Annotated in this window: 6 protein-coding genes; 1 reads left to right on the top strand and 5 read right to left on the bottom strand. The window is 71.9% G+C overall.

The window, feature by feature from the left end; translation table 11 throughout:
* The first annotated feature begins 198 nt into the window (after positions 1-198).
* Positions 199-3,171 (top strand): AAA family ATPase, encoded by a 2,973-nt coding sequence (locus tag WJM95_RS23400; protein WP_339131769.1) that lies wholly within the window; start codon positions 199-201, stop codon positions 3,169-3,171.
* Between the two features lie 83 nt (positions 3,172-3,254).
* Here the strand turns inward: WJM95_RS23400 and serA are convergent, their stop codons facing one another.
* From serA to WJM95_RS23375, 5 genes are all read right to left on the bottom strand, one after another.
* Positions 3,255-4,844 carry a phosphoglycerate dehydrogenase gene (serA, locus tag WJM95_RS23395; protein WP_339131768.1) on the bottom strand — a complete coding sequence of 530 codons (1,590 nt, stop codon included), beginning with the start codon at positions 4,842-4,844 and terminating at the stop codon, positions 3,255-3,257.
* 308 nt (positions 4,845-5,152) lie between these two features.
* Positions 5,153-6,154, bottom strand: a complete 1,002-nt coding sequence (gene ilvC, locus WJM95_RS23390) for a ketol-acid reductoisomerase (protein WP_339131767.1) — start codon at positions 6,152-6,154, stop codon at positions 5,153-5,155.
* 136 nt (positions 6,155-6,290) lie between these two features.
* Complete coding sequence (ilvN, locus tag WJM95_RS23385) at positions 6,291-6,818, bottom strand: acetolactate synthase small subunit (RefSeq protein ID WP_037622651.1); 528 nt, start codon at positions 6,816-6,818, stop codon at positions 6,291-6,293.
* Between the two features lie 20 nt (positions 6,819-6,838).
* Positions 6,839-8,695, bottom strand: coding sequence for an acetolactate synthase large subunit (locus WJM95_RS23380; RefSeq protein ID WP_339131766.1), 1,857 nt, complete (start codon positions 8,693-8,695; stop codon positions 6,839-6,841).
* A gap of 227 nt (positions 8,696-8,922) precedes the next feature.
* Complete coding sequence (locus WJM95_RS23375; RefSeq protein ID WP_339131765.1) at positions 8,923-12,093, bottom strand: EAL domain-containing protein; 3,171 nt, start codon at positions 12,091-12,093, stop codon at positions 8,923-8,925.
* Between the last annotated feature and the right edge of the window lie 298 nt (positions 12,094-12,391).

Raw genomic sequence — 12,391 nt, 5'->3', positions numbered from 1 at the left:
CGACCTCCGACCGCCGGCCCGACACCTGCCGGCCCCGCCCGCCGGGCGGTCCGGAGCACTCCGGACCGCCCGGCGTCGCCATGCCCGCGGAAGGATCCCCGCGAGCACGGGGCACCCTTGGAACCGGTGCCCGTGGCCGGTTCCCGATCAGGGCGGCGACGCCGGGGAGTTGTCGGCGGAGCGTGCCAGGATGGGCGTGTGACACAGACATTCGGCACGCCGTTCATCGGCCGCGGGGACGAACTCTCCCGGCTCACCGGCGTGCTGGACCGCGCCAGGGACGGCGAACCCCGCGCGGTCCTGGTGGCCGGGGACGCCGGTGTCGGCAAGACCCGCACGCTGACGGAGGCCGCGGCGCACGCGGCCGCCTCCGGGACGACGGTCCTGACCGGGCACTGCGTGGACCTCGGCGACGTGGGCCTGCCCTACCTCCCGTTCACGGAGATCCTCGGCGCGGCGGCGGCCGACGACCGTCTCGCCCCGGCGTTCGCCGCCCACCCGGCGGTGGACCGGCTGACCGGCGCGGGCCAGGGGGCCGACGGCGCACCCGACCCCGGCGGCCGGCTCCGGCTCTTCGAGGCCGTCGCGGGACTCCTCGCCGACCTGGCCGGCATCGCCCCGCTCCTGTTGATCATCGAGGACCTCCACTGGGCCGACCAGTCCTCCCGCGACCTGCTGCGCTTCCTGCTCAGCCGGGGCGTCCTCCAGCGGCCCCCGGCCGGCGGCCCCGCCCGGGGACTGGCGGTCTTCGCCTCGTACCGCGCGGACGACCTGCACCGCCGCCATCCGCTGCGCCCCCTGCTCGCCGAGCTGATCCGGCTGCCGGCCGTCGACCGGCTGGAGCTGCGGCCCATGGCCGACGCGGACGTGGCCCGGCTCGTCCGCGCACTGCGCACCGGCCCCGTCTCCGACAGCACCGTCCGCGGCATCGTCGAGCGCGCCGAGGGAAACGCCTTCTACGCCGAGGAGTTGCTCGCCGCACTGCCCGGTGACGACGACCCCGCCCCGCCCTCCATGCCCAGCGGACTGGCCGACGTCCTGCTCATCCGCATCGAGCAACTCTCCGACACCGCCCAGCAGGTGCTGCGCACGGCGGCCGTGGCGGGGCGCCGCGTCGAGCACGAACTGCTGCGTGACGCCGTGCAACTCCCCGAGGAGGAACTGGAGTCGGCGCTGCGCGAGGCCGTCGGGCGCCAACTGCTGCTTCCGGGGGACGACTCGACGTACTCGTTCCGCCACGCGCTCACCCGCGAGGCCGTGTACGCGGACCTGCTGCCCGGTGAACGGGTGCGGCTGCACAGCCGGTTCGCCGCACTGCTGGCGGGGCGGGACCGTTCGGCGAAGAACGCGGCCGAGCGCGCCCATCACTCACGCGAGAGCCACGACCTGCCCGACGCGCTCACCGCCAGCCTCGAAGCGGCCGATCACGCCCAGCGCGTCGGCGCGCCCGCCGAGGAGCTGCGCCATCTGGAGGCGGCACTCGAACTGTGGCCCGCGGTGGACGCGGGCGCCCGCCCCGACGGGGGCACGGTCGCCCTCACCCTGCGCGCCTCGGCGGCGGCCGCCAGGGCCGGGGAGATGCATCGCGCGGTCCACCTCACCAGGGACGCCCTGGCCAGGGTCGGCTCGGACGCCGACTCCGAGCTCGCGGCCCGGGTCCGGTACACCCTCGCGGGCAATCTGATGCGGATCGACAGCCTGAAGGACGCGTTCACGTACAGCAGCGAGGCACTCGCGCTGATCCCCGCCGAACCGCCCTCGTACACCTGGGTGTGGGCGGCCGCGACGCATGTCATGGCGGCCCGCCACGTGGGCCGGGCCGAGGACGCGGAGCGGGTCGCCCGGCAGGCGCTCGCCACCGCCCAGCACCTCCGGCTGGCCGACGCCCAGGCCGACCTGACGATCTCCCTGGTCGGCATGGAGGCGGACGACCGGCGCACCCCGAAGGGCCGCGAGCGCCTGCGCCGGGCCCGTGAACTGGCCCACGGCGCGGGGAACTTCCCCGTCGAGATGCGGGCCCTGTTCGCCCTGGCCATCGGGTGCTACGAATCCGGTGACCTGGAGGAGTGCCTGACCTGGCTCGGCGACGGCGTGGACCGCGCCCGCCGCTCCGGTCTGCTCTCCTCCCCGTACGCCCTGGAGCTGCGCTACCTCCAGTCGCTGGTGCTCTACACGCTGGGCCGCTGGGACGCGTGCGCCCGCGCGGCCGCCGACGACGCCGACGTGCTCCCGGCGGCGGCCGGCTTCGCGACGGGCCCCGCCCTGTACGTCGCCCTGGCCCGCGGCCGGCGCGAGGCCGCCGTCGGCGGAGCCCGCGCCCTGCTGGACCGGCCCTTCGACTGGATGTCGACGCTCGTCGCGAGCATCGTGCTGACCGACGCGGCGGCCCTGGACGGCGACGCGGAAGAGGCCGTACGACGGCTGCGCACCGCGGCCGGCGCCCTCACGGACGCCTCCGGGACCGGCCCGCCCCCCGTCGTGGTGCGCCTCGCCGCGCTCGCGCTGGCGGCGGTCGCGGACGCAGCCGGGGAGGCCCGCCGAACCGGTGACCCGGCCGCCGCCGACCGCTGGGCGGACACCGCGGGCGAGCTGGTGGAACTCGCCAGGACCACGGCGGCCGCGGGCGGTAAGGGCGGCGCGCAGGGACCCGAGGGCCTGGCCTGGCTCGCCCGCGCCGAGGCGGAGTGGCTGCGTGCTCGCAGCGGTCCCGACGTCGACGCCTGGGAGCGGGCCGTGACGGCCTTCGGCTACGGCGACCCGTACGAACTGGCCAGGAGCAGAAGGCGGTTCGCGGAGGCCCTGCTCGCGAAGGGCCGCCGCGAGGAGGCCGCCGAGCAGGCCCGTGCCGCCCACGACACCGCCGTGCGTCTCGGCGCGGCGCCGCTGCGCGAGGCGCTGGAGGCGCTGCTGCGGCGCGGGCGCCTGGCCGAGTCCCCGGACGCCGGGGAGCGCATCGCCGCGCTGACCGCGCGGGAGAGCGATGTCCTGCGGCTGCTCGGACACGGACGCACCAACCGCCAGATCGGCGAGGAGCTGTTCATCAGCGGCAAGACGGCCAGCGTCCATGTCTCCAACATCCTCGCCAAGCTGGGTGCCGCGAGCCGTACGGAGGCGGTGGCCATCGCCTACCGCGAGGGGCTGATCGAACCGGAGACGACACCGTCCGCGTGAGGGTACGAAAAGGCCCGGGGGCCGGGACACCAGCTGGTGTCCCGGCCCCGGGCCGTCGTACGGGAAGCCGTCGTGAACGGCTCTCAGACCAGGTTGACCGACCGCGCCGAGGTCGCGCCGATCTCGGCGGAGAGCTCGGTGAGGACGTTCGGCGGCACCGTGTCGTCGACGGTGAGCACCGCGAGGGCCTCGCCGCCGGCGTTCGCGCGGGCGACCTGCATGCCGGCGATGTTGATGCCGGACTCGCCGAGGATGCGGCCGACGGTGCCGACGACACCGGGACGGTCCTCGTAGCGCAGGACGAGCATGTGGTCGGCGAGCGCCAGGTCCACGTCGTACTCGCCGACGGCGACGATCTTCTGGAGGTGCTTCGGGCCGGCCAGCGTGCCGGAGACCGCGACCTCCTGGCCGTCGCCGAGCGTGCCGCGCACGGTGACCACGTTGCGGTGGTCGGGGGACTCCGAGCTCGTGGTCAGCCGGACCTCGACGCCGCGCTCCTGCGCGAACAGCGGGGCGTTGACGTAGCTCACGGTCTCGTCGACGACGTCCTCGAACACGCCCTTGAGCGCGGAGAGTTCGAGCACCTTGACGTCGTGCTGGGTGATCTCGCCGTACACCTCGACGTCGAGGCGGACCGCGACCTCGCCCGCGAGGGCGGTGAAGATGCGGCCGAGCTTCTCGGCGAGCGGCAGACCCGGCTTGACGTCCTCGGCGATCACGCCGCCCTGGACGTTGACCGCGTCGGGGACGAGCTCACCGGCGAGGGCGAGGCGCACGGAGCGGGCGACGGAGATGCCGGCCTTCTCCTGGGCCTCGTCCGTGGACGCGCCGAGGTGCGGGGTGCAGACGACCTCGTCGAGCTCGAAGAGCGGGGAGTCCGTGCAGGGCTCCTTCGCGTACACGTCGAGGCCGGCGCCGGCGACGCGGCCCTCCTTGAGCGCCGAGTACAGCGCCTCCTCGTCGACGATCCCGCCGCGCGCGGCGTTGACGATGCGCACGGTCGGCTTGACCTTGTGCAGGGCCTCGTCGCCGATGAGACCGAGGGTCTCGGGGGTCTTGGGCAGGTGCACGGTGATGAAGTCCGCGACCTCGAGCAGCTCGTCGAGGGTGAGGACCTTCACGCCCATCTGCGCGGCCCGCGCGGGCTGGACGTAGGGGTCGTAGGCGACGACCTTCATGCCGAACGCCGACATGCGCTGCGCGACGAGCGCGCCGATGCGGCCGAGGCCGACGACGCCGAGGGTCTTCTCGGCGAGCTCGACACCGGTGTACTTGCTGCGCTTCCACTCGCCGTTCTTCAGGGCCGTGTTGGCCTGCGGGATGTGGCGCGCGGTGGCGAGGAGGAGACCGCAGGCCAGCTCGGCCGCGGTCACGATGTTCGAGGTGGGGGCGTTGACGACCATCACGCCTGCCTTGGTGGCGGCGGAGACGTCGACGTTGTCCAGGCCGACGCCGGCTCGTGCGACGACCTTCAGCTTCCTTGCGGCGGCGACGGCCTCGGCGTCGACCTTGGTGGCCGAGCGGATGAGGATGGCGTCGACGTCGGCGATGGCGGGCAGCAGCTCGGCGCGGTCCGCGCCGTTGCAGTGCCGGATCTCGAAGTCCGGGCCCAGGGCGTCTACGGTCGCGGGCGACAGCTCTTCAGCGATGAGTACGACAGGTTTCGAGCTCACGTGAGTCCTCACAAGTCCAATGCGGACGGCCGTCCCGACGGCCGCAGGCGGTGGAGGGTTTTAGCGGCCCCGGAATGTACCTGCACTTCTGGGGGGGTCGCTCGAGCCGCGTGGAAGACGCACGACGCTGTGGGCCTGACGCGTTGGTGATGTGGAGCAGTGTAGTGGCGCCGCGGAGGTCGTCCTGCGCCTCTGCGGAAGGATCACCCGTCCGTGGCTGGACGGGATGTCCAACACCGTGTCCACGGGTGTTACCCGGGGTTCGACGAAGGGCCGGGGCATGCCGCCCCGGCCCTTCGTCGTACGGCTCACGCCTCGTCGTCGTTGACCCACGACATGAGCTTGCGCAGCTCCTTGCCGGTGGTCTCCAGGAGGTGGTTCTCGTCCTGGGTCTTGTACTCGTTGTACTTCTTCAGGCCCGAGTGGTACTCGTCCATCCAGTTGCGGGCGAACGTGCCGTCCTGGATCTCGGCGAGGATCTGCTTCATCTCGGCCTTGGTGGCGTCCGTGATGATGCGCGGGCCGGTGATGTAGTCGCCCCACTCGGCGGTCTCGGAGACCGACCAGCGCATCTTCTCCAGGCCGCCCTCGTACATGAGGTCGACGATGAGCTTCAGCTCGTGGAGGCACTCGAAGTACGCGATCTCCGGCTGGTAGCCGGCCTCGGTCAGCGTCTCGAAACCGGCCTTGACCAGGGCGGCGGTGCCACCGCAGAGGACGGCCTGCTCACCGAACAGGTCGGTCTCGGTCTCCTCGGTGAAGGTAGTCTTGATGACGCCGGCGCGGGTGCCGCCGATGCCCTTGGCGTACGAGAGGGCGAGCTCGAAGCCGTTGCCGGTCGCGTCCTGCTCGACGGCCGCGATACAGGGAACGCCGCGGCCCTCCTCGTACTGGCGGCGCACGAGGTGGCCCGGGCCCTTGGGGGCGACCATGCAGACGTCGATGCCGGCCGGGGGCTTGATGAAGCCGTAGCGGATGTTCAGGCCGTGGCCGAAGAACAGCGCGTCGCCGTCCTTCAGGTTGTCCTTGATGGACTCCTCGTAGACCTGGGCCTGGATCGGGTCCGGCACCAGGATCATGATGACGTCGGCCTCGGCCGCGGCCTCCGACGGGGTCACCACGCGCAGGCCCTGCTCCTCGGCCTTCGCCTTGGACTTGGAGCCCTCGTGGAGACCGACGCGGACGTCGACACCCGAGTCGCGCAGGGACAGCGCGTGCGCGTGGCCCTGGCTGCCGTAGCCGATGACCGCGACCTTGCGGCCCTGGATGATGGACAGGTCAGCGTCGTCGTCGTAGAACAGCTCGGCCACTGGGGTTCTCCTTGTTTTCCGGTATTTCCGGTGTTGCGTCCCACCGTACGGCGGGCGGGGGAAGGGAAGTTCTCTGGTCTCGGCATACGGGCGGGCCGGGTGGGCGGCCCGCCCGTACGACCGGGGTTCTCCTGGCTCAGGCCGACCGGTCGAGCGCGCGCAGCGACCGGTCGGTGATCGAACGCGCCCCGCGTCCGATCGCGATCGTGCCGGACTGGACGAGCTCCTTGATGCCGAAGGGCTCCAGCATCTTGAGCATGGCCTCCAGCTTGTCGGCGCCGCCGGTGGCCTCGATGGTGACGGCCTCCGGGGAGACGTCGACGGTCTTGGCACGGAACAGCTGCACGATCTCGACGATCTGGGAGCGCGTCTCGTTGTCGGCGCGCACCTTCACCAGAACGAGTTCCCGCTGAACGGCCGAACCGGGTTCCAGTTCGACGATCTTCAGGACGTTGACGAGCTTGTTGAGCTGCTTGGTGACCTGTTCGAGCGGGAGTTCCTCGATCACGTTCACCACGATGGTGATGCGGGAGATCTCGGGGTGCTCGGTGACACCGACGGCGAGGGAGTCGATGTTGAAGCCGCGCCGGGAGAACAGGGCGGTGATCCGGGCGAGGACACCGGGCTTGTTCTCGACGAGGACGGAGAGGGTGTGCTTGCTCATGGGTCTGACTCGGCTCTCTCTCAGTCGTCTTCGTTGTCGCCGAAGTCGGGGCGGACGTCCCGGGCGAACATGACCTCGTCGTTGGAGGTGCCTGCGGCGACCATCGGCCACACCATCGCGTCCTCGTGGACGATGAAGTCGACCACGACGGGGCGGTCGTTGATCGAGTTCGCCTCCTCGATCACCTTGTCGAGGTCGTCCGGGGACTCGCAGCGGATGGCGTGGCAGCCCATCGCCTCCGACAGCTTCACGAAGTCGGGGACGCGGGTGCCGGCGCTCGGCTGCTTGCCGTCCGCGTCCGGGCCGCTGTGCAGCACGGTGTTGGAGTAGCGCTGGTTGTAGAAGAGGGTCTGCCACTGGCGGACCATCCCGAGTGCGCCGTTGTTGATGATGGCGACCTTGATCGGGATGTTGTTCAGGGCGCAGGTGGTGAGTTCCTGGTTGGTCATCTGGAAGCAGCCGTCGCCGTCGACCGCCCAGACCGTGCGGTCCGGCTGTCCGGCCTTGGCGCCCATCGCGGCCGGGACCGCGTAGCCCATCGTCCCGGCGCCGCCCGAGTTCAGCCAGGTCGAGGGCTGCTCGTACTGGATGTAGTGCGCGGCCCACATCTGGTGCTGGCCGACGCCGGCCGCGAAGATCGTGCCCTCCGGGGCGAGCTGTCCGATGCGCTCGATGACCTGCTGCGGGGACAGCTGGCCGTTTTCGGGCTGCTCGTAGCCGAGCGGGTAGGTCTCGCGCCAGCGGTTGAGGTCGCTCCACCAGGCGGTGTAGTCGCCGGCGTTGCCCTCGCTGTGCTCCTTCTGGACCGCCTGGACCAGGTCGGCGATGACCTCGCGGGCGTCTCCGACGATCGGCACGTCGGCGGCGCGGTTCTTGCCGATCTCGGCCGGGTCGATGTCGGCGTGGACGATCTTGGCGAAGGGGGCGAAGCTGTCCAGCTTGCCGGTGACGCGGTCGTCGAAGCGGGCGCCGAGGGCGACGATCAGGTCGGCCTTCTGGAGCGCGGTGACGGCGGTGACCGAACCGTGCATGCCCGGCATCCCCACGTGCAGCGGGTGGCTGTCGGGGAAGGCGCCCAGTGCCATCAGGGTGGTGGTGACGGGCGCTCCGGTGAGTTCCGCGAGGACCTTCAGCTCGGCGGTGGCGTGTGCCTTGAGGACGCCGCCGCCGACGTACAGCACGGGCCGCTTGGCCTGGGACAGCAGCTTGGCGGCCTCGCGGATCTGCTTGGCGTGCGGCTTGGTCACCGGGCGGTAGCCGGGCAGGTCCTGGGTGGGCGGCCACTGGAAGGTGGTCTTGGCCTGGAGGGCGTCCTTGGCGATGTCGACGAGGACCGGGCCCGGGCGGCCGGTGGAGGCGATGTGGAAGGCCTCCGCGATCGTCCGCGGGATGTCCTCGGCCTTGGTGACCAGGAAGTTGTGCTTGGTGACCGGCATGGTGATGCCGACGATGTCCGCCTCCTGGAAGGCGTCCGTGCCGATCGCCTTGGACGCGACCTGTCCGGTGATCGCCACGAGCGGCACCGAGTCCATGTGGGCGTCGGCGATCGGGGTGACCAGGTTGGTCGCGCCGGGGCCGCTGGTCGCCATGCAGACGCCGACCTTGCCGGTGGCCTGCGCGTAGCCGGTGGCCGCGTGGCCGGCGCCCTGCTCGTGGCGCACGAGCACGTGCCGCACCCTGCGGGAGTCCATCAGCGGGTCGTACGCCGGAAGGATCGCACCGCCGGGAATGCCGAATACGGTCTCGGCCCCGACCTCCTCGAGCGAGCGGATGAGGGACTGCGCACCCGTGACGTGCTCGGGGGCGGACTGCTGTCCTCCGGAACGGGGCCGCGGCTGCGGATGGTGGGCCCCGGTGGCCTGCTCGGTCATCGGCATTCTCTTCTCGATGCTGAGGGTTTTTGCGACTTTTGTGCGGTGTACGACTGGTGCCTGTGCAACAAAAAACCCCTCGTGCCGTGAGGCAAGCGAGGGGAGCGCGCCGGGTGCGGTCGCCGGGTGTTCCGGATCGATCCGGTGTCCACCTGGCTTCAGCCGACGCGCTTTCCAAGTACGAGAATTCGGGTGCGCATGGCATTGACCCTCCCCCCGGCACGCACCGACTGTCAAGTGGGTGGGACGGGAGTCTCATTATGTGAGCGGAGGGCCGTTCCGCCCCCCAGGACCATGGGCACACCACTCGTATACACCCCGGCGCCGCCTCCGCCCGCGAACACCGGCTCGGCGGGGCCGTTGGGCACCGGATAATGACCGGAAGACAGCGCTCTGCGCAGCCGGTACTCGTCCAGCGGCCCGGAGAACGCCATGCCCTGCCCATGGGTGCATCCCATCGCGCGCAGGGCGACCACCTGCTCGGGAAGATCCACCCCGTCGGCGACGGACTGCATCCCCAGATCGGCGGCGATCCGCAGCAGCCCGCTGGTGATCTTGTGCAGCCGGGCGGACTCGACGACCCCCTCGACCAGACTCCGGTCGAGGCGCAGGACGTCGACGGGAAGCCGCCGCAGCGCCGTGATCGCCGCGTAGCCGCTGCCGAAGCCGTCCAGGGCGATCCGCACGCCGAGCCGCCGCAGGGCGTTCAGCCGGCGCTCCAGCTCGTCCAGGGGGACTCTCGGATCGGTGTCGGACAGCTCGATGATCAGGCCGCCCGAGGCGAGCCCGTGCCGGGTGAGCAGGGACTCCACGGAGCCCAGCGGCATCGAGCGGTCCACCAGGCGCCGGGCGGTCATCCGGACCGTGACGGGCACGGCGACCCCCGCGGCGGTGCGCTCGGCGGCCTGCTCGACGGCCTCGTCGAGCATCCAGCGGCCGAGTTCGGCGGTCCGCTCGCTGTCCTCGGCGACGCGCAGGAACTCGGCGGGCGTGAAGAGCACCCCCTGGGAGGAACGCCAGCGCGCCTGCGCGGTGACCGACGCGATCCGGCCGTTCTCCAGCGACACCACGGGCTGGTGCAGCAGGGCGAACTCGCCGTCCTGGAGGGCGGAGCGCAGCCGGGTCGCCAGTTCCGCCCTGCGGACGACGTCCTGCTGCATCTGGGGGGCGTACAGCTCGACGCGGCCCTTGCCCGCCGCCTTCGCGCGGTACATGGCGAGGTCGGCGTTGCGCAGCAACTCACCGGCGCCGAGGCCCGGTTCGGCGAAGCCGACGCCGATGGAGGCGGCAACCCGGACATCGTTGCCGTCGATACAGTAGGGCTGGGAGAGCCTGATCCGCAGACGGTCGGCGAGTTCCCGTACCTGCTGCTCACGGGCGGTGCGGTCGCGGCCTCCGTCGCCGACGATGAGGGCCGCGAACTCGTCCCCGCCGAGCCGGGCGGCGGTGTCGCCGTGCCGGACGGAGTCCTGGAGTCTGCGGGCGGCCTGGACGAGCAGCTCGTCCCCGGCCTGGTGCCCGATGGTGTCGTTGACGGCCTTGAAGCCGTCGAGGTCGATGAACAGGACGGCGGTGCCCCGGTCGCTGGAGCGGCGCCCGGACAGGGCCTGCTGGACGCGCCGGGTGAACAGCGCGCGGTTGGGCAGGTCGGTGAGCGGGTCGTGCTCGGCGTTGTGCTGCAACTGCGCCTGGAGCCGCACGCGTTCGGTGACGTCCCGGCTGTTGAAGATGAGGCCGCCGTGGTGCCGGTTGACGGTGGACTCCACGTTGAGCCAGCCGCCGTCGCCGGAGCGGAACCGGCACTCGATCCGGGTGGTGGGCTCCTCGGCGTGGCTGGCGGCGAGGAAGCGCCGCACCTCGTGGACCACGCAGCCGAGGTCCTCGGGGTGGATGAGGGAGGCGAGTTCGGAGCCGACGAGTTCCTCGGCGTCACGGCCGTAGACCCCGGCGGCGGCCGGGCTGACGTATCTCAGGATGCCGTTCGGGGCGGCGATCATGATGACGTCGCTGGAGCCCTGCACCAGGGAGCGGAAGTGGTTCTCCTTCTGGGCCAGTTCCTGGGTGAGGGTGATGTTGTCGAGCAGCATGATGCCCTGGCGCACCACGAGGGCGAGCACGACGAGTCCGGCGGTGACGAGCACCACGCGGTCCACCCGACGGCCGTTCAGGATGTTGTAGAGGATCCCCAGCGTGCAGACGGCTGCGGCCAGGTAGGGCGTCAGCGCGGCCAGTGATCCGGTGATCGGCCGTGCCGCCGCCGAGCGGCCCGGCCCCGGGTCCTGGGCGTCCTCGTGCCCGGGCTCGTCCTGCCGGGGTCCGCCGGGCGGGTCCGGCTCCGTCCGCCGTCCCGGGCCCTCGTGGGAGCCGGCGCCCCGGCGCGGGGCGCCGTGGCCGTACCCCGGAGGGATCTCCCGGGGTCCGGGCGAGGCGTGGCTTCCCGGGGGGCCGTGCTGCCCTTCCCTGCGCTGCCCCGGGATGCCCTCGTGCACCAGGCGCGCGTGCTCCCGCGAGCCCTGGTCTTCCGGTCCTCGCGGGTCGGGCCCGTGCGGGTCCGGGCCGTACGCGTCGATGTCGTGCTCGCCGGTGCCGTGCTCCTCGCCCTCGCCGCCGTGCCGGGTGACGACCCAGGGGGCGTAGGCGAGGAGCAGCGAGCCGGCGAACCAGCCCGCGTCCAGGAGCTGGCCCGAGTGGTAGCTGTTGTGCAGCAGGGGCGAGGTGAACAGCGCGTCGCACATCACGGTCAGGGCGAGCGCCCCGATGGCCGTGTTCACCGCCGACCTGTTCACCGACGAGCGCCTGAAGTGCAGCGCGAGCACCATGCTGACCAGCGCGATGTCCAGCAGGGGGTAGGCGAGGGACAGCGCGGTGTGCGCGACGCTCGGCCCGTCGAACTTGGCCGCCTGGGCGAGCGCCAGACTCCAGGACAGGGTGAGCAGCGATCCGCCGATCAGCCAGGCGTCCAGTGCGAGACACACCCAGCCCGCCTTGGTGACGGGCCGCTTGGCGAGCACCAGCAGTCCCACGATGGCGGGCGGGGCGAAGCAGAGGAAGAAGAGATCGGCGTAACTCGGTGTGGGCACCGGGCGGTCGAGGACCACCTCGTACCACCCCCAGACCAGGTTTCCGAGCGAGGCCATCGCCGAGGAGAGCGCGAACAGCAGCCACGCGGGCCGAAAGCGGCTGCGGCGGCCACGGGCGTAGAGCAGGCAGGAGACCGCCGCGGTGCCCGCGGCGACGCTCAGCCCGAAGTCGCCCATGACCAGCGCGAGACTCGTGGAACCCCAGCCGAGCGCGGAACCGACGGCGTAGGCCGCGCACAGCAGGGCCAGCACGAGTTGCGAGAGCAGGCCCGTCCCGCCGTCGAAGACCGTCCGACGGGTCAGCAGCACCCCTGGGGAGCTCACCGGGCCCACCGGGTCCGTGCTCCGGGGTCCCGCTGGTCCCGGTGCGCCGGATGCCCGTGCCTGCGGCGGCCCGGGTGCCTGCGCTGGTGATGGCCGGCGTGACCGCGGCTGTGCGTGGCCGCGCGCCAGGGTCGTCGTCGGCGGCCCCGCCGCGTCGGATCGTTGGTCCATAGGCCGTGCATCGCCCGTCGCCCCCCTCGCAGTCTCATGTCCGTCCCCGGCGCCGAACGGTGCGCGGCGCAGCCCCTGTCGGGACGATACACCAGTCTCGTCACTCAGGGACATAGTTCCTCTACGC

This window comes from Streptomyces sp. f51 (assembly GCF_037940415.1).
Classification (GTDB): domain Bacteria; phylum Actinomycetota; class Actinomycetes; order Streptomycetales; family Streptomycetaceae; genus Streptomyces.
The sequence above is the reverse complement of the archived record's forward strand: the minus strand, read 5'-3'. Positions and strand labels throughout refer to the sequence as shown.

Coding starts and splice junctions, on each gene's coding strand:
- ilvN (WP_037622651.1), bottom strand. CDS start 6,818: ATGAGCAAGCACACCCTCTCCGTCCTCGTCGAGAACAAGCCCGGTGTC.
- WJM95_RS23380 (WP_339131766.1), bottom strand. CDS start 8,695: ATGCCGATGACCGAGCAGGCCACCGGGGCCCACCATCCGCAGCCGCGG.